Below are 21353 nucleotides of genomic sequence, written 5' to 3' on the forward strand. Positions count from 1 at the left end.
TTCAGAAGGGACAAACCATGCTCTCAGCAACCGACACGGCGATACGCGCCAGCTTTTTCGATTTCATGGGCACAGTGACGCATCCTGATGATCTCATCAGTAAAGCCCGCTATCTGGACGATGGCGTACTGCTGCTGCGCGAAGGGCATGTGATGGGGCTGGAGAGCTGGGAAAACTGCGCGACACAACTTGCCGGCCAGCCCGTCACCGACCTGCGCGGTAAGCTGATTGTGCCAGGCTTTGTTGATACGCATATTCACTATCCACAGACCGAGATGATTGGCGCCTTTGGCGAGCAGTTGCTGGAGTGGCTCAACCAATACACCTTCCCGGTCGAGGCGCAGTATCACTGCCCCGACCACGCGGCACGAATGTCCGCCTTCTTTCTGCATCAGCTGCTCGCAAACGGCACCACCAGCGCGCTGGTGTTTGGCACGGTTCATCCGCAGTCGGTTGAAGCCCTGTTCAGCGCAGCCGACGCCCTGAACATGCGGCTGATTGCCGGTAAGGTGATGATGGACCGCAATGCGCCGGATAACCTGACCGAGACGCCGGAGCAGAGTTACCAGCAGACGCGGGCGCTGATTGAACGCTGGCATCAGCGCGGACGGCTCAGCTATGCGCTGACGCCACGCTTTGCGCCGACTTCATCTACTGCGCTGCTGGAAAAAGTCCAGCAGCTGCGTCAGGAGTTTCCGGACACCTGGGTGCATACCCATCTCAGCGAGAATCCGCAGGAGGTGGCCTGGGTGAAAGCGCTGTTTCCGGAGCGGGAGAATTATCTGGATGTCTACCACCATCATCAGCTGACGGGCCGTCGCAGCGTCTTCGCGCACTGCCTGCATCTGGAAGATCGGGAGTGGCAATGTCTGCATGATACCGAATCCTCTATTGCCTTTTGTCCCACCTCCAATCTGTTTCTCGGCAGCGGGCTGTTCAACCTGAAACGCAGCTGGCAGCAGGGCGTCAGCGTCGGGATTGGCACCGATGTCGGCGCAGGCACCACCTTTAACATGCTGCAGACGCTGGGCGAAGCCTACAAGGTCGGGCAGTTACAGCACTACCGGCTCAGCGCCGCCGAAGCCTTCTATCACGCCACGCTGGGCGGCGCCCGCGCACTGGATCTCGATCAGGCCATCGGCAATTTCAACGTGGGTAAAGAGGCCGATTTCGTGGTGCTCGATCCGGCCGTTTCTGCGCTGCAGCAGCTGCGGATTGGCAACAGCAAAGATATCTGGGAAAAGCTGTTTGTCCTGATGACGCTGGGCGACGACCGTAATATTGCCCAGACCTGGGTCGCGGGTCGTCCGGTCTGGCAACGCGAATCACAGGAGCAAGCCGCATGATCCAGTTTCTGTTAAACAATCAGCTCGTCACGGAAGCGACACTCGATCCCAACCTCACGGTACTCAGCTATCTGCGCACCCGGCAGCAGCGCACCGGAACCAAAGAGGGCTGCGCCTCGGGGGATTGTGGCGCCTGCAGCGTTACCCTGGGCAAAGTCGTGGACGGCAGAATGGTCTATGAAACGGTCAACAGCTGTCTGACGCTGGTCTCCGCCTTACAGGGCAGGCAGCTGATCACGGTGGAGGATCTGCGTCATGGCCGCGCCCTGCATCCGGCGCAGCAGGCGATGGTGGAGTGCCACGGCTCACAGTGCGGATTCTGCACGCCAGGCTTTGTGATGTCGCTGTTCAGCCTGCAAAAGCGGGCGGAAGGCTGGGATCGCCATGAGGCGGAAACGGCGCTGGCCGGCAATCTCTGCCGCTGCACAGGCTACCGGCCGATTATGGCGGCCGCCGAACAGCTCTGCTCGCAGCCGGTGTCCGATCTGTTTGAGCAGCAGGCCGTGACCACCGTGCAGCGGCTTGAGGCGCTGGCCAGTCCGGAGGTACAGGAGCTGGCCGGTGAAGGTCGCCGCTGCTTCCTGCCGAAAACGCCCGCTCAGCTGGCCGCGCTCTGTCTGGCGCATCCCGATGCGCAGCTGATTGCCGGTGGTACCGACCTCAGCCTGCAGATCACACAGCAGCATAAAAAGATCGGCGTACTGATTGCGCTTGAACATGTGGCCGCGCTGAAGGTCTGCAGCGAATTTGACGACCACTATCTGCTGGGGGCGGGCGCGTCGCTGCAGCAGGTCAGCGATTTTCTGGCCAGCCGCATTCCCGGCGTCAGCGAGATGCTGCAGCGCTTCGCCTCACTGCAGATTCGTCTGCAGGGCACACTCGGCGGCAACATTGCCAATGCCTCACCGATTGGCGATGCCTCACCCGTGCTGCTGGCCCTGAATGCCAGCTTGCTGCTACAGCACGGCGATGCGCAGCGCAGCCTGCCGCTGGACCAGTTCTTTACCGGCTATCGCCAGACTCAGCTGGAAAAAGGGGAATTTATTCGCGCCATTCGTATCGACAAGGTGACGGTGTCACCTAATTTTGTTGCCTGGAAAGTTTCTAAACGGCTGGATGATGATATCTCAGCGGTGTTCGCTGCCTTTAACCTGCAGTTTGATCAGGGTGTCGTCAGCGCCGCCCGCATCGCCTTTGGCGGCATGGCAGCAACGCCACAGCGCGCCCGTCACTGTGAACAGGCCCTGATCGGTCAGCCTCTGGATGCCGTGACAGTGTCACTGGCAGCAGCCGCGCTGGCTGAAGATTTCCAGCCGCTTTCCGATTTCCGCGCCAGCAGCGACTATCGCCTTAAGGTGGCGCAGAACCTGCTCCGCCGCTTCTGGCATCGTCATCACGGCGAAATAACCTGTCTTGAGGTCTCACGCTATGTCTCATAACCGTCCTGAACTGACCGAAGAGGTTATCAAGGCGCAGTACGCCGCCGATCTGCAAAGTGGCGTGGGTCGCAGTAACCGCCATGAGAGCGCGGAAAAGCATGTCTCAGGTGAAGCGCGGTTCATCGACGACAAGCCGGAGCTGCCCGGATTGCTGCACCTCTGTCCGCGTTTGAGCGAACACGCTCACGCCCGTATCCTGCATATTGATGTGCAACCCTGCTATGCCGTGCCGGGTGTCGTCAGCGTCCTGACCTGGCAGGATGTGCCGGGCATTAATGATGTCGGGCCACTGGAGCCGGGCGACCCGCTGCTGGCGCATGAGAAAGTGGAGTATCTGAGTCAGATCGTCATCGCAGTAGCGGCTGAGACGCCTGACGCCGCCCGGCAGGGCGCGGCCGCGGCGGTGATTGAGTATGAGGTACTGGAGCCGCTGCTGGATGTGGAGCAGGCGCTGGCACAGGGCAGTTTTGTTCAGGAGCCGCATATTCACCAGCGCGGTGATGTGGACGCGGCTCTGGCGCGTGCGCCGTATCGGGTCAGCGGCGCGTTTCATATCGGCGGTCAGGAGCACTTCTATCTCGAAACCCAGACCGCGATGGTGATCCCGGGGGAAGACCAGCAGCTGCAGGTTTTCTCTTCGACTCAGAACCCCACTGAAGTGCAGAAGCTGGTGGCGGAGGTGATGGGCATCAGCCTGAATCAGGTCACCATTGATATGCGTCGCATGGGCGGCGGCTTTGGCGGCAAAGAGACCCAGGCGTCGGGCGTCGCCTGTCTCTGCGCCATCGTGGCGCGTCAGACCGGGCGGGCGGCAAAAATGCGGCTTTCACGCCGCGACGATATGCGCGTGACCGGCAAACGGCATCCCTTCTTCGTACGCTATGAGGCGGGTGTTGAGGAGGATGGGCGACTCTGCGGCATCCGGATCGATCTGGCCGGAAACTGCGGCTATTCGCTGGATCTGAGCGGATCGATTGTCGATCGTGCCATGTTCCACGCCGATAACGCCTATTACCTGGGGGATGCACTGATTACCGGCTATCGCTGCCGCACTAACACGGCGTCAAACACCGCCTACCGCGGATTTGGCGGGCCGCAGGGCATGGTGGCGATTGAGCAGATCATGGACCATATTGCCCGCGAACGCGGTCTGGACCCGCTGACGCTGCGCAAACGTAACTATTACGGCAAGCAGGATCGCAACATCACCCATTACCACCAGCAGGTGGAGGATAACCTGCTGGATGAGATTACGGACCAGCTCGAACGCAGCAGCGACTATGCGGCTCGCCGCGCAGAGATCACAGCCTTTAACGCCCGCAGCCCTCTGCTGAAACGCGGGCTGGCGCTGACGCCGGTGAAGTTTGGTATCTCTTTTACCTCCAGCTTTCTCAACCAGGCGGGCGCGCTGATCCTGATTTACACCGACGGCACCGTGCAGCTCAACCACGGCGGAACCGAAATGGGCCAGGGTCTGAACACTAAGGTGACACAGATTGTTGCCGAAGTGCTGCAGATTGAGGTCGATAAGATCCAGATCACCGCCACTGACACCGGAAAAGTGCCGAATACCTCACCGACCGCCGCCTCCAGCGGCGCGGACCTTAATGGCAAAGCGGCGCAGAATGCGGCGGAAATCCTGCGCGACCGGATGACTGCGATGCTCTGCGAACTGCATCAGTGCGACGCCGCCGCAGTGAGTTTCCGCAACGGCGTGGTGCGTGCCGGGGAAAAACATTACACCTTCGCCGAGGTGGCGAAGCTGGCGTGGCTGAATCAGGTGCCGCTTTCGGCCACCGGCTACTATCGCGTACCGGGGATCCACTATGACCGGCTGGCGGGACGGGGCAAACCCTTTTACTACTACGCTTTTGGCGCGGCCTGCTGCGAGGTAATCATTGATACGCTGACCGGCGAGTCCCGCCTGCTGCGGGCCGACATTCTGCATGACGTCGGCGCCTCCCTGAATCCGGCCATCGATATCGGTCAGGTGGAAGGGGGCTTTGTGCAGGGACTTGGCTGGCTTACCTGCGAAGAGCTGGTGTGGAACGACAAGGGGCAGCTGCTGACCGACGGCCCGGCGAGCTACAAAATTCCGGCCATCAGCGATGTTCCGGCCGATCTGCGGGTCACGCTGGTAGAGAACCGCAAAAATCCAAAAGACACGGTGTTTCATTCCAAGGCCGTCGGGGAGCCTCCCTTTATGCTGGGAATCGCGGCCTGGTGCGCCCTGCAGGATGCGGTGGCCAGCGTCGCCGACTACCGCCAGCACCCGCTGCTGGATGCGCCCGCCACACCTGAACGGATCTTCCAGGGCGTGCAGCGCCTGACAGGAGCCGCCGATGATCTACCATGACTGGATTGGCATATTGCACCAGCTGCGGGAGAAACGTCAGAGCTGCGTGCTGATCACCGTGCTCGGCGAACAGGGATCGGTGCCGCGTGACAGCGGCAGCAAGATGATTGTCTCACAGCAGGAGACATGGCTCACCATCGGCGGCGGGCATCTGGAGTTTCAGTGCATCGCCCAGGCCAGGGCGATGCTGCAGAGTGGAACCCGCGCGCCGTGCACTGAAGCGTTCAGCCTCGGTGCACGGCTTGGCCAGTGCTGCGGCGGCAGAACAACGCTGCTGTTTGAGCCGTTGCTGCAGGCGCAGCCGGAAATCTGGCTGTTCGGGGCCGGGCACGTCGGTCAGGCGCTGGTTAATCTGCTGGCTACGTTACCCTGTCACATAAACTGGGTCGACAGCCGGGCGGCGCAGTTCTGCCATGTGCCGCCCGGCGTCGTGACACACCAGCCGGAGGACCCGGCCGACTGCGTAGCGCAGGCCCCGGCAGGCAGCTACTTCATCATTATGACTCATCATCATCCGCTCGACTTCGCCCTGTGCGAAGCGGTGCTCAGGCGCGGTGATTTTCGCTATGCCGGGTTGATTGGTTCACAAACCAAAAATCAGCGTTTTCGCTACCGGCTGTCGGGCAAGGGGGTCGACAGCGAGACGCTGACGCGCCTGCGCTGTCCGATTGGCCTGCCGGATGTGAAAGGCAAGCTGCCCGCCGAGATTGCGGTGGCGATTGCCGGTGAAATCATCAGCGTTTATCAGCAGCCAGTCAGCTGAGTTGTCGCGCTGGCGGCAACCTGTCAGGATAAGAGTTTGCGATGCCCATCAGGAGCGAACCATGAACGCCCGTCAGAATCCCTTCTTTAGCGTCAGCACACTGCCTTACCAGGCTCCGCCCTTTGACCAGATCAGGGAGCAGGATTTCCTGCCCGCACTGCAGGCGGGCATTGAGGCGAAGCGTCAGGAAATCGCCGCGATCGCCGGAAACAGCGACGCGCCTACCTTTCTTAACACTTTCGAGGCGCTGGAGAAGAGCGGACAGCTGCTGAACCGGGTGAATCTGGTCTTCAGCGCCATGACCTCCGCACACACTAGCCCTTATCTGCAGCAGGTCGATGAGGAGATCGCGCCTCAGCTTACCGCGCTGAACGATGAGATCATGCTCAACCGGTCGCTCTTCTCCCGGCTCGACGCGGTTTACCTGGATCGCGCAACACTGGATAGCGAATCGAAACGGCTGGTTGAGGTGATCTGGCAGCGCTTCCAGCTGGCGGGTGCAAATCTGCCGGAAGCGCAGAAACAGGCGCTTAAGGCGCTGAATCAGGAGGCGGCACGCCTCAGCACCCGCTTTACCAACCGGCTGCTGGCGGCCACGAAGGCGGGCGGGCTGGTGGTCAGTGACCTGCAGCAGCTGGCGGGGCTGTCATACGCCGATCTCGCGGTCGCTCAGGCGGAGGCGCGTGCACGTGGGCTGGAGGACCGCTGGCTGCTGGTGCTGCAGAACACCACACAGCAACCGGCGCTGCAGAGCCTCGCCGACCGCGCCACCCGTGAGGCGCTGTTTACGGCGGGTGCCACACGCACGGAAAAAGGGGATGAAAACGACACCCGCGAACTGGTTCTGCGGCTGGCGCAGGTCAGGGCGGAGCAGGCCCGGCTGCTGGGGTTTGCCAGCTACGCGGAGTGGAAGCTGCAGGATCAGATGGTGAAAACGCCTGATGCGGCGCTGGCCTTTATGCGCAACATCGTGCCCGCCGCCCGCGCGCGCGCCGGACGGGAAGCGGCGGCTATCCAGCAGATTATTGATCAGCAGCAGGGCGGTTTTACCCTGCAGGCCTGGGACTGGCGTTTTTATGCTGAGCAGGTGCGTCGCGCCCGCTACGACCTGGATGAGAGCCAGATCAAACCTTATTTCGAGCTTAACTCGGTCCTGCACAATGGCGTTTTCCGGGCGGCCACACAGCTCTACGGCATCCGTTTTACACAGCGTCAGGATCTGCCGGTTTATCATCCCGATGTCCAGGTTTATGAGATCTTCGATGCAGACGATACCCCGCTGGCGCTGTTCTACACCGATTTTTTTAAGCGCGACAGCAAAGGCGGCGGGGCCTGGATGAGTAACTTCGTCAATCAGTCGACCCTGCTGGAGAGCAGGCCGGTGATCTATAACGTCTGCAACTTCACCCAGCCGCCAGCCGGTGAGCCTGCACTGTTGAGCTGGGACGACGTCATTACGCTGTTCCATGAATTCGGTCATACGCTGCACGGTCTGTTCGCCAGCCAGCGCTATCCGAGCCTCTCCGGCACAGAAACCCCGCGCGACTTTGTTGAGTTTCCCTCGCAGATCAACGAGCACTGGGCCAGCGAGCCGGCGGTGTTCCGGCACTACGCCCGCCACTATCAGACTCAGGAGCCGATGCCTGCCGCGCTGCACGAGAAGATGGTAAAAGCCGCGCTGTTCAACAAAGGCTATGAAATGAGTGAGCTGCTTGCGGCTGCGCTGCTGGATCTGCACTGGCACAGCCTCAGGGCTGATGCTGCGCCGCAAAGCGTGGGCGACTTTGAGCAGCAGGCGCTGGAGCGCGACAACCTGGCGCTGAAGGCGGTACCACAGCGCTATCGCTCCAGCTATTTTCAGCACATCTGGGGTGGCGGCTACGCGGCGGGCTACTACGCCTATATCTGGACGCAGATGCTGGCTGACGATGGCTATCAGTGGTTTGCCGAACGGGGTGGACTGACGCGGGAAAACGGCGATCTTTTCCGGCAGAAGATTCTGTCACGGGGTAACAGCAGCGATCTCAAAACCCTCTATGAAAGCTGGCGAGGCGCGGCGCCTGAGCTGGCGCCGATGCTGAAAAATCGCGGTCTCACGGACGATTAAGCCACGCAGCAGGCCGTCATGCTGACGGCCCGCTTCTCCGGCTAACCCAGCGGCCCGCCCTCAATCGTTTCACACATACCGGCCAGCACGCGCTCGCCGGTTTCGCTTTTCAGGGAGTCATACCATGCTGCCGTCACGGCCGGGTCGCGTGCATGGGTGACATCGCAGCGCTTACGGGCTTTCAGCACCAGATCTTTAACCCGCTCAACCCGTCGGGTTTGATAGCGCAGCAGCGCATCCTCGATGCCCAGCGAATGGGACGCGAGGGTCGAGGCCAGCACCACCGCATCCTCCATCGCCGCACAACCGCCCTGACCAATATCGGGCGTGGTACTGTGAGCGGCGTCGCCCAGCAGGGCGATGCGGCCCTTAACGAACCGGCTGAACGGTTCGATATCGTGGATCTCCACCCGGTTGGTGGTTTCAGGATGGATGGCGGCGATCAGCCGCTGCACCGGCGCCGCCCAGCCCTGGAAATAACCGGTCAAATCCGCTTTTACCGTGGCGCGATCCTGTGGCAATCCTTTTGGCAGAGGCACATCAAAAAAGAAGTAGAAGCGATTGCCGCTGACCGGCATCAGTGACACCCGCTTGCCCTCGCCGACAAAGGTGGTCCACTGGTCGGCGGGCGCGATTGCTTCGTCGATAGTAACAAGGCCGTTCCAGTTAACGTAACCGGCATAGCGCCGCTCCAGCTTCTGCTCCAGCACATATTCGCGGATCACCGAATGGGTGCCGTCTGCGGCAATCAGAAAATCGCCGTGAGCCTGGCTGTTATCCGAGAAGGTGGCGATGACGCCCTGTGCGTTCTGTTCGACCTGGATTACCCGTTTGCCAAACTGTACCCGTTCGCGTCCAAAGGTGTCGATCAGCATCGCCTGCAGTTCTGCACGCGCCACCGGGCAGGGATATTCGCCGACCTGCTGCACCAGCGGTGCCATGCTGAAGCGGGTCAGGGCGGCTCCGCTGGTGCCGTCGTGATAGGCCATGTAAGCCATATTCCCGCCCAGCTTACGCAGCGCCTCCTTCATGCCCAGCGCGTTCAGGCACTTGACGCCGTTGGGCCAGACTGAAATCGCCGCGCCGACCGGCTTCATCTCCTTTACGGCTTCAAAAACGTCGACCTCAAACCCGGCTTTCTCCAGCGCAATGGCGCTGCTCATGCCGCCAATTCCGCCACCAATCACGATTGCTTTCATAATGCTCTCCTTATACCTGTCATCTCTCCTGCAACTTTTGTACCAGGCAGGTGCACGGCATGATAAAAGCATTACTCACCAATTAAATCATGAGGTTATAGGATTACTGAACAGGGAGATACGGTGTGACAGGCGACGTCCTCGCACTGTTATGAAGCAGACCGCCGTTTCCTCAGGGGGCATTTGCGGCAATGCTGTATCAATCGTTTCATCGCCGGGGCCGGGGCCGGGGCCGGGTGCGGAGCATGATTGGCGTGTGTTATCAGGCAGAGAGCCTCATTAACGCAGGTTTGCCGCCATCCTGAAGTCAGTTAAGAAATAATCAACGATGAGGCGGACGGAAAACGTTAAAAAGTCCGAAAAATATTTAAACAATTAATTAACAACTGGTCCGGCCAATCACATGCTGATCGCGATTTAATTCTGTGAAAAAAGCTCAGGATACAATCGGATAGTCGTGTAATTAGCCGCCCGGAATTCACAAACAGAAATAACTGTGACGATTTTGTTGCCAGATAAAAGTTTAAAAATAATCGGACAAACTGCGGCAGAACAAGCTTTTAGGATATTGCCTGGACGCAGTTTTCAGCCTGACATGATATAGATTACGCCAATGACAAGGACTCCGGAAAGCAATCATGAAAATTGGAATCACAAATAACCAGTATCCCGAGCAGCGCAATATTTTAGTCAATCCGGATAATGAATATATCAATCTGAAGACGCGTAACCTGTTCTATTTTATTAACCCGTTACGCACGCGTTTGCTTAAAAAAAATAAAATTTTTGTTTTCCAGCCAGTGCCGTTTTCAGGCGCATCACGGGCGGATATCCTGCATCTGTTTAACGAAGTCGCCATCACCCGCCAGAAGTGGGTGGCGAGCTTTGAAACCGAGCTCCCGCGGGTATTACCTGTGGCTGGCGTCGCCAAACAGGATAACCCGGAGCTGCAGCGCCTGATCCCTTATCTGCTCAAAGATAACTGTCTGGGGCTGATTGCCATCTCCGATGCCACGCTGAATATCCAGATGAAGCTGTTCAGACCGGACGTTGCGCAGCAGATTCGCCGTAAAACGGTGGTGATACATCCGCCTCAGAAGCTGTTTGTGCAGCAGAAAGCCCCACGTAAGCCCGGCGTGATTAAGCTGACGTTCGCCGGTAATGAGTTTTACCGCAAAGGCGGCGCGGAAGTGGTGCTGGCCATCAGTGAGCTGCTCGAAGAGCGCCGGCTGGAAGAGTCGCAGCTGGATGTGCAGTTGATTGGCGATCTCGCCAGGCGCCACAATGTTGCGCATCGTCAGTTCCAGGATGATGAAGCGTTCTGCCGTGGCATCGAAAACCGCATTAAACGCTATCGCTGCTTTACCCATCACACCCGGATGGAGAACGGCGCGCTGATGCAGCTGTTCCGTCAGAGTGATGCGGGATTATTACCGACCTGGCAGGAAACCTACGGTTTTTCGGTGCTGGAGATGCAGGCGAACGGCTGCCCGGTGATCACCAGTAACGTGCGGGCGCTGCCGGAGATCAATCCCGTCAGTGCAGGCTGGGTGCTGACCAGTCCACTGAATGCTGACCGCGAATACAGTATCACTTCGCCGGATCAGAAATCCGCGCTGCGCCGGTCGCTGGTGGAGGGGCTGAAATCGACGCTGCTCGCCATTATTGAACGTCCTGAAATGCTGCAGGAGAAGGGTGAGGCAGCCATTCTGCGCATCAGAGAGCAGCATGACACCCAGCGTTATGTTGCCCGGCTCAACGAAATTTACAGCCGTGGCGTGATGAATGCTACTGAACACCCGCCGGTTGTCTCAGTTTAGTGAGATTTCTCTGACGGGACGCGCCAGAGTAGCCATACTCAGAGGACGTCCCACAGGAGAACGCTTATGAAACTTATCGTCACTCTGCTGTTGTCCGGATTACTGGGCAGCAGCGCCTTTGCTCAGCCCGCACCGCTTTTTCCGGCCCGCGCCTCTGTACCTCAGCTGACGCCCGCTGCGGCCCGCTGCGACCTCTCCGCCTGCCAGTCCAACTGCTACGTTGAACAGTCTCACTGCAATACCCGTGACAACGGATCCTGCAGCTCTGAGGCGCAGATGTGTGTGCAGGCCTGTGCCAGCCAATGTAAGTAATTTCTGTCAGTAAAGAACCTCTGGTTGCCGATGAAAAAGTCCTTGTTTTATGTTGTTTTGCTGTCGCTTTCTGCCCGCTGTGTTGCCGCCGATCTCTCCTCACAGCAGGTCACTTCTCTGGTCAAAGCCACGATCGAACCGCTGATGGCGCAGCAGTCGATCCCCGGCATGGCGGTGGCGGTGCTCTATAAAGGGCGGGCGCAGTTTGTGAATTTCGGCGTGGCCGATCTCGATTCGCGCCGCCGGGTCACGGAAAACACCCTGTTTGAACTTGGTTCCGTCAGTAAAACGTTTACCGGCACGCTGGCTGGCGTGCAGATCCGCAATGGCGACATCCGCCTCAGCGATGCCGTACAGAAGCACTGGCCGCAGCTCACTGGCGCCCAGTGGCGGCCGGTTCGGATGCTTCATCTGGCCACTTACACGGCGGGCGGCCTGCCGCTGCAGCTGCCGGATGAGGTGACCGACCAGACGTCGCTGCTGCGCTTCTATCAGAACTGGCAGCCGCAGGCCGCGCCTGGCACCCTGCGTCAGTACTCCAACGCCAGCATCGGCCTGTTTGGCGCGCTGATGGTGAAGGGCGACTATGAGCAGGCGATGGAACGGCATGTTTTTCAGCCCTTACACCTGACGCGCACCTATATCACCGTGCCGACTTCCATGATGATCAACTACGCCTGGGGCTATAAAAACGGTCAGCCAGTGCGGGTGTCGCCCGGGATGCTGGATGCCGAAGCTTACGGCATCAAATCAACCGCACGTGACATGCTCACGTTTATGCAGGCGAACGTGGATCCTAACCGGCTTTCTGCAGGCAATGCGGTGCTGCGGAACGCCATGCGCACCGCGCAGTCGCGCTATTTCAGCGCTGGAAAGCTCTATCAGGGGCTGGGCTGGGAAATATACGACTGGCCTGTCTCTGCCGACACGCTGATCGGCGACAGTGATAATAGCGTGGCGCTGAAGGCTCGTCCGGCGACGCAGCTGACGCCCGCCGGGCCGTCGCAGCGCGCCAGCTGGGTACATAAAACCGGTGCGACCAACGGATTCGGGGCCTACATTGCGTTTATCCCCGCCAAAAACTGCGGCATCGTGATGCTGGCGAATAAAAACTATCCGAATCCGCTGCGCGTTCAGGCAGCCTGGCAGATTCTGCAGGCTTTGCAACAGGGCAACCCGGAGTAATCGTCGGCGGAGATCGTCAGCAAACGCGTCATCGGGCCATTCTTCTTCGACCCGCGCTTCCGGCTGCAGCCGGCCCACAGAAGCGCCAGGCCTCAGGCCGGCGCTTCGGCTTCTGACAACGCCTGCGCCGCGCAGATCAGGGCCAGATGGCTCAGTCCCTGCGGCATATTGCCGCGCCAGCGCTGTGTGCGCACATCATACATCTCATTGAAAATATCAACGTTGCCCTGACCGTCCAGCGTCGCCAGAATCTCCCGCATCGCCTGGTCTGCCTGCGCCGTTTCGCCCAGTTCCGCCCAGGCTTCCACCAGCCAGAAGGCGCAGGCGAGAAACGTACTTTCTTCTTCCCGGGCACCGCTGTAGCGGTAGAGCATGGCGCTGCCATCGCCCAGGTTTTGCCGGATAGCATGGCAGGTGGCGAGCATACGCTCCCGGTTCACCGCGTTGCCGTAGCTGTGAACCAGCGCCAGCGAGGCGTCGAGACGATCCTCACTGCCTGCATAGAAGAGATAAGCCTGCTGCTGTTCTGACCAGCAGTGAGATTCAATCCAGTCGCGGATGCGGTCGCGCTCCCGCTGCCAGCGTCCCAGCCAGGTCGGTTCAATATGCTGGTTTTCGGCCAGTGCGACGGCCCGATCCAGGGCCATCCAGCAGGCCATTTTCGAGTGGGTGTAGTGCTGTAGCTCCGGCAATTCCCAGATGCCGCAATCCTGCTGTCGCCAGTGATCGGCACAGCAGTTCGCCAGCTCACCCAGCATGCGCGAGGTGGTGATATCCAGCACATGTCCCGCTTCAATAAAGTGCTGTGCGGTGACCAGCATGTCGCCATACATGCTGAGCTGCAGCTGATCGCGGGCATTATTGCCAACCCGAACTGGCTGTGAATGGCGATAGCCGGTGAGCGCCGGATAACGCTCGGCGGGCACTTCATCTCCATTCAGGGCGTAGCAGGCGCGCAGCCTGACGCCGTGCCGCATGATGGTCTGGGAGAGCCAGGAGAACGCCGCTTTGCAATCCTCCAGTGCGCCGATATAGACAAAGGCTTTGATAATCAGGCAGGCGTCGCGCACCCAGGCGTAGCGGTAGTCGTAATTCTTTTCGCCGCCGATGCCCTCCGGCAGCGAGGTGGTTGCCGCCGCAGCCAGCGCACCGGTCGGTGAGTACCAGAGAAATTTCAGCGACAGGGCAGAGCGCTTCACCAGCGCCGGATAGCGGCCGGCATAACTCAGATTTTCCACCCAGCTGGTCCAGCCGGTATGGCTGGTTTCGATGCGCTGATCGATCGCCTCCAGCGGTGGCACCGCCAGCGGCTCGCTTTCGGTCACCAGTAGCGCACAGAGCGAACGGGAACCCGCTGTCGTGCGCAGCGTGGCGCAGACCTGTTCGTCGGAAAGTTGGGTGATCCGGATGTCGTCGCTGGTGCGAAACATCGTCATGATGTCGGCGATGTGAAACACTTTGCCTTTCTCATTGTCCGCCACCCACGGCGAACGGGTTTCGGCCGCGGTGCCAAAGCGCAGGGTGATGGCTAACGTTACTTCACCGCTGACGCCTTCGATGCGGCGGGCCAGTTCGCACCAGGGCAGGCGGCCCGCCAGCGTACTGTTGATCGATTCGGTCAGCAGCACCGTGCCGCTTTCCGTTTCGAAGCGGGTTTCCAGCACGTTACTGTTATCCCGGTAGCAGCGGGACACCTGATAAGGCGCGGTCGGCACGATCTGAAAGTAGCCGCCCAGTCCGGCGTCCAGCAGGCGGTCAAACAGCGGTTTCGCGTCGAGATTGGGCGCACACCACCAGTCTATCGACCCATCCGGCGCAATCAGCGCGACCGATCGGCCTTCGCCAACTGCGGCATAGTCGCCCAGCCCCGCAAAGCCCTCCTCTCTGACGGGCGAATGAAAGATCGGGTTCTGCATGCGCGTTTTCCTCTGTTCGGTATGGCGGGGGATGGGGTGACAAAAGCAGGACAAAAAAATGGCCGCACCAGGCGGCCATTTCAGGGCATTACAGCGTGCCGGTGCCGCCATCAGAGCACCAGACCTGGCCGGAGGCGTAGCTGCTCTCAGTTGAGGCGAGAGTCACATAGAGCGGGGCGATTTCAACCGGCTGACCCGGACGGCCCAGCGGCGCATCCGCACCAAACTGTTTGACTTTCTCCATCGGCTGACCGCCGCTGGACTGTAGCGGGGTCCAGTACGGGCCCGGGGCGACCGCATTGACGCGGATACCATCACCACCCAGCTGTTTAGCCAGCGATTTGGTAAAGGCGACGATACAGGCCTTGGTCTGCGCATAATCCAGCAGAATATCGCTGGGCTTAAATGCCTGTACGGACGAGGTATTAATAATGGACGCGCCGCGAGGCAGATATTCCAGCGCCGCTTTCGTGATCCAGAACATGGCATAAACATTCGTTTTAAAGGTCGCGTCGAAATCTTCCGTACTCAATGTCCGGATGGACTCATTAAATTGCTGACGACCGGCGTTATTAACCAGAATATCCAGACCACCTAATTTATCGGCAGCTTCTTTAACCAGCTGCTGGCAGAACGCTTCAGAGCGAATATCACCGGGAATAGCGAAAACTTTACGGCCTTCTGCTTCGATTAATTTCACCACTTCGTCGGCGTCCGGCTGTTCTTCCGGCAGGTAGTTAATGACGACATCTGCGCCTTCCCGGGCGTAGGCAATCGCCACGGCGCGACCAATACCGGAGTCGCCACCAGTGATCAGCGCTTTGCGGCCAGTCAGTCGGCCGGCCCCGCGATAGCTGGTTTCACCGTGATCCGGCACCGGGATCATTTTGCTGGCCAGGCCTGGTGCCTGCTGCGGCTGATCCTCAAAAGGAGGTTTTGGGAAGTGATTCATCTCGAGCGAATTATTCGTTGGTGTTGTCATTGTTTGCTCCTTGAACAGAGTAATCTGAGACAGTAAGCCTGGCACAAATGTGATATTTGTCACATCTGACTGCTGATTCATTGAGCAGATAAAACCAGAGTGAATGAATAATGCAGATAAAGCGTAGACAGAAATGGGGGTTGTGTGTCAGGGCGGCCCACTATTTTTTCAGCGCAGGCCGGGATTAATTAAAACGAAGCGTAAAACCGACAGGAAATTATTTCAGCCGGTAACGGTGCCATTGAAAAATAAAAAGAAGCCGATTAGCCACCACGGACAGAACCCCGCCAGACAACATCGACCGGATATATTCTGCGCTCCTGATGCTGTTCGGTTTTCGGTATCAGTTCGTCCGGCTGCGCCTCCGTTTCCACCAGCCAGCGGATAGCGTCGCGGGCAAACTGCTCCACCGGCTGCGCAAAGGTGGTGAGGTTGTAAGACGCCCAGCCCGACTGGGCAATATTGTCATGCCCGATGATGCAGAGATCCTCCGGGATACGTAGCGCGAAGCGGTGCCGTGCCTCATCCATAAATCCGCAGGCGAGCAGGTCGGTGGCACAGTAGACCGCATCGGGGCGCACATTGCGTGTCAGGAGGCGCTGCGCCAGTATCTGCCCGGTTTCATAGGAGGTTGAGCCGAACCGTTCCACCTGAACGGCCACGTTTGCACGCTGCGCAGCCGCCAGAAAATCGGTTTCGCGTTTCTGCAGGCTCGGCGTGCCTGCCAGTGAATTGACGAAGGCAATGCGGCTGCACCCGGCCCGTACAAAGGCATTGACGGCCATCTCCGCAGCCGGGCGGGAGTCGAGATTGATGTTCAGTGTACCGGGCAGGGACTCATCGCGGTTGATCAGCACCAGGTGCTGACCATGCTTATAACAAAGCTGGGTAATACCCCTGTCCGGCATCCCGGAGAGAATAATAGAGGCGTCGGCACGAAAATTAATCGCCTGCTGCAGCGCCGCCGACACCCGCGCATCTGAGCGGTCGGTGTTGATTAGCATCGCCACCTTTCCCGCCTCCTGCAGATACTGTGTCATCCAGCGCACCAGGCTGGCGCGGTAGGGGGTATCCACTTCAGAGGCGATTAAGCAGACAATGCCGCTGCGATGACTGACCAGGCCACGTGCCAGGTGATTAACATGATAGCCCAGCTCTTCAGCCGCCTTTATCACCCGCTGACGGGTGGATTCCGATACGCTGGCACCTGGCGTAAAGGTGCGCGAAACCGCGGAGCGGGAGACGCCTGCCCGCTCCGCCACATCCTGTGCGCTGACGACCGCTTTTAGCTGCTGCATTTTCTTTTCCTCCCCCCGAGAGTGCCCGCAGTGAGTCTGCCCTAAATTGCAAGGCTGTGCAAAAGATAACGGAACGACTAATGTTTCATATTTGTGACAGAACCTGTCATTGCGGAATAACACAATTGACAGCCCGGAGGGCGAGCCGTACTAATGATTGCACACATGTGCAAAAAATGGCGCTTCCGCGTCATCCGGCCTTTCAGGAGAACATCATGCGTTATTCCTCTCTGCTTGCTGCTGTAATTGCCAGTTGCCCGGCGGTGCCCTTTGCGGCTGCGGCTGCGGGTAATCTCAATATGATCTGTTCTGCGGACGTGGTGGTGTGCGAACAGATGACCACGCTGTTCAGTCAGTCCCATCCCGATATCAGACTCAGTATGGTGCGCCTCTCTGCCGGAGAGGCTTATGCCCGCATCCGCAGTGAGGCGCGAAATCCCCGCACTGATATCTGGTGGGCAGGCACTGGCGACCCGCATCTGCAGGCTGCAGAAGAGGGCCTGACCCAGGCTTACCATTCACCCCTGCTCGACCAGCAGCAACCCTGGTCACAAAAGGTGGCAGAGATCTCCGGCTATCGCACCGTCGGCGTTTATGCCGGTGCGCTGGGCTGGGGCTACAACACAAAACTGCTGGCGGAGAAAAAGCTGAAGGTTCCGGCCTGCTGGGCTGACCTGCTCGATCCCGCGTTCAAAGGTGAAATTCAGATTGCCAATCCGAACTCTTCCGGTACGGCTTACAACACTCTGGCGACACTGGTTCAGATCATGGGTGAAGACAAGGCCTTTGACTATCTGAAGAAGCTGAATGCCAACATCTCTCAATACACCAAGTCCGGCTCGGCGCCCGTCAAATCTGCCGCGCGCGGCGAAACGACCGTCGGCATCGTCTTTATGCATGATGCTGTCGCCATGGAAGTGGATGGCTTTCCGATCAAGCCTGTCGCGCCCTGTGAGGGTACCGGCTATGAGATAGGCTCGATGTCGATCATCAAAGGGGCGCGTAACCTGACCAATGCTAAAAGCTGGTATGACTGGGCACTCAGTGCAGAAGCGCAGTCGCACATGAAAGAGGCGAAATCGTTCCAGCTGCCTTCCAACCGCAACGCAGCGATCTCCGAGTACGCGCCGCGCTTTGAGAGCATTAAGCTGATCGATTATGACTTCAAAACGTACGGTGACTCAGCCAAACGCAAAGCGCTGCTGGGCCGCTGGGACAAGGAGATTGGTGCCAGCGCGCAGTAACAGGGTGCGCGCCCGGCTGCCTGAGCCGGGTCTGTGCCAGTCCGCGGTGGCGCGAGCCTGATGTCCGCTTCCCGATCGAGGTGATTTATGAATGCGCACAATCGTCGCTTAACCGGCGTGCTGCTGGCAGGAGCTGTCGCGCTGACGCTGCTGCCCTGGTACAGTCTGGAGCAGGGCTTTTTTAGTGGTGACTGGATCTTCAGTTTATGGCGCGATGAGAACAGCGCCCCTGCGCTGGGCCAGCTGACATTACGTCCCTGGCTCGCCATTGCCGTGGGGCTCTGGCTGTTCCCGGCAGCCTGCCTCTTCCTGCCGTCCGGCCGCATCCGCAGCTCGCTGCTTCTGTTATCCAGCCTCGCGGGCATCGTGTTTCTGGTGCTGGAAGGGCATGCTATTGGTTTCAGTGGCTGGAACTGGCTGTGGCTGGAGCATCTCACGGGGCCGCTGGCGCAGGGGCAACCGGCGATGGGGGCCGGTGCGCTGCTGCTGCTGACGCTATTTTTACTGACCTTCTCCTTCGCGCTGGCCGAGCGCGGTGTGCTCAAGGGCGATGCCTTTGTGGTGGCGTCGATTGTGCTGCTGGTGGCGCTGGTCACCACCTTTGTGATCTATCCGGTCCTGAGTCTGTTTGTCGCGTCGGTGCAGGATATCGATGGCAGCTTTAAGCCGGACGGGCTGATCGCTAATCTGCAGGATCCGGCCATCTGGAGCCTCGGCTGTTTCACCGGCAGCAGTTGCGGCACTGCCTGGCGTACGCTGGGACTGGCGCTGATGACGGCCAGCGGGGCCACACTGCTGGGGCTGGCGTTTGCGCTGGCGGCCACCCGCACGTCACTGCCGTGTAAAAAAGCACTGCGGATGCTGACCATCCTGCCGATTATTACACCGCCGTTTGTCATCGGTCTGGCGCTTATTCTGCTATTTGGCCGTTCCGGCGTCGTCACGGAATCGCTGGCGACGCTGTTCGGTGTTGAGCCGGGCCGCTGGCTCTATGGCATGACCGGCATCTGGATTGCCCAGGTGCTCTCTTTTACGCCGGTGGCTTTTCTGGTGCTGATTGGGGTGGTTGAGGGGATCAGTCCCTCGCTGGAGGAAGCCTCACAGACGCTGCGCGGCAGCCGCTGGCGAACTTTCACCCGCATCTCGCTGCCGCTGATGGCACCCGGGCTGGCCAACGCTTTTCTGATCAGCTTTATCGAAAGCATGGCCGATTTTGGTAATCCGATGGTGCTGGGCGGCAGTCACGGCGTGCTGTCGACAGAGATCTTCTTTTCGGTGGTTGGCGCACAGAACGATCCCAGTCGCGCCGCGGTGCTGGCGATGATTCTGCTGGGATTCACTCTGATCGCTTTCCTGGTGCAGCGCGTGTGGCTCTCGGGCAAGAGTTTTGCCACCGTGACCGGTAAAGGTGACGGCGGCCGTCACGCACAGCTGCCGCGCCCGGTGCGCTACGGCGTATATGGCATGGTGATCCCGTGGGGCCTCTTTACGCTGGTGATCTACGGCATGATCATGGTCGGCGGCTTTGTACAGTCATGGGGGCTGAATAACGCGCTGACGCTGGATCATTACATCCGCGCTTTCAGCGTCAGTATTGAACAGGGCACGCTGGTCTGGCGCGGGGTCGCCTGGAATTCATTCTGGACCACGCTGGAGATTGCGCTGATCGCCGCGCCGCTCACGGCCATCGTGGGCCTGCTCACTGCCTGGCTGATTGTGCGGCAGAACTTCGCCGGTCGTCAGACCTTTGAATTTATGCTGATGCTGAGCTTTGCCATCCCCGGCACGGTGATTGGGGTGAGTTATGTCATGGCGTATAACCTGCCACCGCTGGAGATCACCGGCACGGCGACGATCCTGATCGCCTGCTTTGTCTTCCGCAATATGCCGGTAGGTGTCCGTGGCGGCATTGCAGCGATGAGTCAGCTCGACAAAAGCCTGGATGAAGCCTCGCTGACGCTGGGCGCAACCAGTTTTCGTACCCTGCGTAAAGTGGTGCTGCCGCTGCTGAAACCTGCCATCAGCGCGGCGCTGGTTTACGCCTTTGTGCGCGCCATCACCTCGATCAGTGCGGTGATCTTCCTGGTCAGCGCGCAGTACAATATGGCGACCTCTTATATTGTCGGCCTGGTGGAGAATGGGGAATATGGCGTCGCAATTGCCTACTCCTCTGTGCTGATCGTCGTCATGCTCCTGATCATTGGCCTCTTCCAGCTGCTGGTGGGCGAACGCCGCCTGCGCCGTGCGACCCGACCTGCGGTTATCGCTGCCGCACCCTCTGCACCCCCCCTGACTCAGGAGAGCGCCGTATGACAACCCTTCATGCCGGATCGGTAGTTTTTGAACATGTTACCAAGCACTTTGACGGCTTTACGGCGCTGCCGGATCTGTCGCTTAGCGTCGAGCCCGGTACGCTGGTAACGCTGCTCGGCCCCTCCGGCTGTGGCAAAACCACCACACTGCGGCTGCTGGCCGGGCTGGAACATCCCACGTCGGGCCGGATTCTGATCGGTGGCAAAGATGTCACGCATCTGCCCGCTAATCAGCGTGACGTGGCGATGGTCTTTCAGTCCTATGCGCTGTTTCCGCACATGAACGCCCTCGACAATATTCTTTATGGCCTGCTGTCATCGGGTATGAACAAACGCGAAGCGCAGGAAAGGGCGCACGAAGGCCTGAAACTGGTCGGTCTCGACAATCAGGGGCAGCGGCTGCCATCAGAACTCTCTGGCGGACAGCAGCAGCGCATTGCAGTCGCACGTGCGCTGGTGCTGGAACCCCAGGTGCTGTTGCTTGATGAGCCGCTCTCCAACCTGGATGAACGTCTGCGCCGTCGGGTGCGCACCGATATCCGCGACCTGCAGCAGCGGCTCGGCTTTACCGCTGTCTATGTCACTCACGATCAGGAGGAGGCGCTGGCCGTCTCCGATAAGATTATTGTCATGAAAGAGGGGGATATTGCCCAGCAGGGTGCGCCGGAGACGCTTTACCACGCGCCCAACTCGGTGTTTATTGCCGACTTTATGGGGGAAGCCAATATTCTGCCCTGTGAGGTGGAAGAGGCCGGTGTTGAGGACGCGCTGATCCGCCTCGGTACGCAGCGCTTCCGGATCCGGAGTCCGGCTGCCCGAACCGGACCTGCGCAGTTAGCCGTGCGGCCGCAGTTTATCACGCTGTCGGATAGCGACCCCGGCGCGTTACAGGGGGAAGTGATCCATAGTACATGGCTGGGCGACCATATCGAATATGAGGTCGCGACTGAGCTGGGCGCACTGTTCATTATTGACCCGCAGATGGAGCAGCGCCTGCCGCTTGCGGCCAGGGTCGGCATCAACTTTAAGCCTCAGGGCCTGGCCCTTATTGCCCGTTAATCTGATGAATTCTGG

At 59.4% G+C, this 21353-nt stretch carries 15 protein-coding genes; 11 read left to right on the forward strand and 4 right to left on the reverse strand.

Annotation, left to right across the window (positions count from 1 at the left end):
• The first annotated feature begins 17 nt into the window (after positions 1 to 17).
• The 5 genes from guaD (at position 18) to dcp (ending at position 8011) form a co-directional block, all read left to right on the forward strand.
• On the forward strand, positions 18 to 1346 hold the full coding sequence (gene guaD / locus RT657_RS00805; RefSeq protein WP_313651619.1) for a guanine deaminase: 1329 nt from the start codon (positions 18 to 20) through the stop codon (positions 1344 to 1346).
• Entirely contained in the window at positions 1343 to 2785 is a 1443-nt protein-coding gene (gene xdhA, locus RT657_RS00810) for a xanthine dehydrogenase small subunit (protein WP_313651621.1), read from the forward strand. Before guaD ends, xdhA begins: the two co-directional genes overlap by 4 nt.
• Positions 2775 to 5141, forward strand: a complete 2367-nt coding sequence (gene xdhB / locus RT657_RS00815) for a xanthine dehydrogenase molybdopterin binding subunit (protein ID WP_313651623.1) — start codon at positions 2775 to 2777, stop codon at positions 5139 to 5141. The genes xdhA and xdhB overlap by 11 nt, the downstream gene beginning before the upstream one ends.
• Positions 5128 to 5904 (forward strand): xanthine dehydrogenase accessory protein XdhC, encoded by a 777-nt coding sequence (gene xdhC / locus RT657_RS00820; protein WP_313651625.1) that lies wholly within the window; start codon positions 5128 to 5130, stop codon positions 5902 to 5904. The genes xdhB and xdhC overlap by 14 nt, the downstream gene beginning before the upstream one ends.
• A gap of 61 nt (positions 5905 to 5965) precedes the next feature.
• A complete protein-coding gene (gene dcp, locus RT657_RS00825) occupies positions 5966 to 8011 on the forward strand; it encodes a peptidyl-dipeptidase Dcp (RefSeq protein ID WP_313651627.1) in 2046 nt (681 codons plus the stop codon).
• Positions 8012 to 8052: 41 nt separating this feature from the next.
• Here dcp and hpxO read toward each other — a convergent pair whose 3' ends face one another.
• Positions 8053 to 9210, reverse strand: a complete 1158-nt coding sequence (gene hpxO, locus RT657_RS00830; protein WP_313651629.1) for an FAD-dependent urate hydroxylase HpxO — start codon at positions 9208 to 9210, stop codon at positions 8053 to 8055.
• A 638-nt stretch (positions 9211 to 9848) separates the two neighbouring features.
• Here hpxO and RT657_RS00835 point away from each other — a divergent pair.
• The 3 genes from RT657_RS00835 (at position 9849) to ampC (ending at position 12527) form a co-directional block, all read left to right on the forward strand.
• The gene (locus RT657_RS00835) at positions 9849 to 11030 is read left to right on the forward strand and encodes a glycosyltransferase family 4 protein (protein ID WP_313651631.1); all 1182 of its coding nucleotides are present in this window, start codon (positions 9849 to 9851) and stop codon (positions 11028 to 11030) included.
• A gap of 66 nt (positions 11031 to 11096) precedes the next feature.
• The gene (locus tag RT657_RS00840; RefSeq protein ID WP_313651633.1) at positions 11097 to 11342 is read left to right on the forward strand and encodes a hypothetical protein; all 246 of its coding nucleotides are present in this window, start codon (positions 11097 to 11099) and stop codon (positions 11340 to 11342) included.
• 30 nt (positions 11343 to 11372) lie between these two features.
• Positions 11373 to 12527, forward strand: coding sequence for a class C beta-lactamase (gene ampC, locus RT657_RS00845; protein ID WP_313651635.1), 1155 nt, complete (start codon positions 11373 to 11375; stop codon positions 12525 to 12527).
• Between the two features lie 92 nt (positions 12528 to 12619).
• Here the strand turns inward: ampC and RT657_RS00850 are convergent, their stop codons facing one another.
• The 3 genes from RT657_RS00850 to RT657_RS00860 all read right to left on the reverse strand — a co-directional run bounded on the left by RT657_RS00850 (position 12620) and on the right by RT657_RS00860 (position 16723).
• Positions 12620 to 14443, reverse strand: coding sequence for a glycoside hydrolase family 15 protein (locus tag RT657_RS00850; RefSeq protein WP_313651637.1), 1824 nt, complete (start codon positions 14441 to 14443; stop codon positions 12620 to 12622).
• Positions 14444 to 14531: 88 nt separating this feature from the next.
• Positions 14532 to 15425: an SDR family oxidoreductase gene (locus RT657_RS00855; protein ID WP_313651639.1), complete on the reverse strand. Its 894-nt coding sequence runs from the start codon at positions 15423 to 15425 to the stop codon at positions 14532 to 14534.
• 263 nt (positions 15426 to 15688) lie between these two features.
• Positions 15689 to 16723: a substrate-binding domain-containing protein gene (locus tag RT657_RS00860; RefSeq protein ID WP_313651641.1), complete on the reverse strand. Its 1035-nt coding sequence runs from the start codon at positions 16721 to 16723 to the stop codon at positions 15689 to 15691.
• 215 nt (positions 16724 to 16938) lie between these two features.
• Here RT657_RS00860 and RT657_RS00865 point away from each other — a divergent pair, with 215 nt between their 5' ends.
• From RT657_RS00865 to RT657_RS00875, 3 genes are all read left to right on the forward strand, one after another.
• Complete coding sequence (locus tag RT657_RS00865) at positions 16939 to 17967, forward strand: ABC transporter substrate-binding protein (protein WP_313651643.1); 1029 nt, start codon at positions 16939 to 16941, stop codon at positions 17965 to 17967.
• Positions 17968 to 18054: 87 nt separating this feature from the next.
• A complete protein-coding gene (locus RT657_RS00870; RefSeq protein ID WP_313651645.1) occupies positions 18055 to 20280 on the forward strand; it encodes an iron ABC transporter permease in 2226 nt (741 codons plus the stop codon).
• Positions 20277 to 21338, forward strand: coding sequence for an ABC transporter ATP-binding protein (locus RT657_RS00875; protein ID WP_313651647.1), 1062 nt, complete (start codon positions 20277 to 20279; stop codon positions 21336 to 21338). The genes RT657_RS00870 and RT657_RS00875 overlap by 4 nt, the downstream gene beginning before the upstream one ends.
• Positions 21339 to 21353: the final 15 nt, after the last annotated feature.

Source organism: Pantoea sp., assembly GCF_032114055.1.
Taxonomy (GTDB): Bacteria; Pseudomonadota; Gammaproteobacteria; order Enterobacterales; family Enterobacteriaceae; genus Pantoea.

Bases quoted from the DNA above. Each gene is read 5' to 3' on its own strand.
- guaD (WP_313651619.1), top strand. From the start codon at position 18: ATGCTCTCAGCAACCGACACGGCGATACGCGCCAGCTTTTTCGATTTC.
- xdhA (WP_313651621.1), top strand. From the start codon at position 1,343: ATGATCCAGTTTCTGTTAAACAATCAGCTCGTCACGGAAGCGACACTC.
- xdhB (WP_313651623.1), top strand. From the start codon at position 2,775: ATGTCTCATAACCGTCCTGAACTGACCGAAGAGGTTATCAAGGCGCAG.
- xdhC (WP_313651625.1), top strand. From the start codon at position 5,128: ATGATCTACCATGACTGGATTGGCATATTGCACCAGCTGCGGGAGAAA.
- dcp (WP_313651627.1), top strand. From the start codon at position 5,966: ATGAACGCCCGTCAGAATCCCTTCTTTAGCGTCAGCACACTGCCTTAC.
- hpxO (WP_313651629.1), bottom strand. From the start codon at position 9,210: ATGAAAGCAATCGTGATTGGTGGCGGAATTGGCGGCATGAGCAGCGCC.
- RT657_RS00835 (WP_313651631.1), top strand. From the start codon at position 9,849: ATGAAAATTGGAATCACAAATAACCAGTATCCCGAGCAGCGCAATATT.
- RT657_RS00840 (WP_313651633.1), top strand. From the start codon at position 11,097: ATGAAACTTATCGTCACTCTGCTGTTGTCCGGATTACTGGGCAGCAGC.
- ampC (WP_313651635.1), top strand. From the start codon at position 11,373: ATGAAAAAGTCCTTGTTTTATGTTGTTTTGCTGTCGCTTTCTGCCCGC.
- RT657_RS00850 (WP_313651637.1), bottom strand. From the start codon at position 14,443: ATGCAGAACCCGATCTTTCATTCGCCCGTCAGAGAGGAGGGCTTTGCG.
- RT657_RS00855 (WP_313651639.1), bottom strand. From the start codon at position 15,425: ATGACAACACCAACGAATAATTCGCTCGAGATGAATCACTTCCCAAAA.
- RT657_RS00860 (WP_313651641.1), bottom strand. From the start codon at position 16,723: ATGCAGCAGCTAAAAGCGGTCGTCAGCGCACAGGATGTGGCGGAGCGG.
- RT657_RS00865 (WP_313651643.1), top strand. From the start codon at position 16,939: ATGCGTTATTCCTCTCTGCTTGCTGCTGTAATTGCCAGTTGCCCGGCG.
- RT657_RS00870 (WP_313651645.1), top strand. From the start codon at position 18,055: ATGAATGCGCACAATCGTCGCTTAACCGGCGTGCTGCTGGCAGGAGCT.
- RT657_RS00875 (WP_313651647.1), top strand. From the start codon at position 20,277: ATGACAACCCTTCATGCCGGATCGGTAGTTTTTGAACATGTTACCAAG.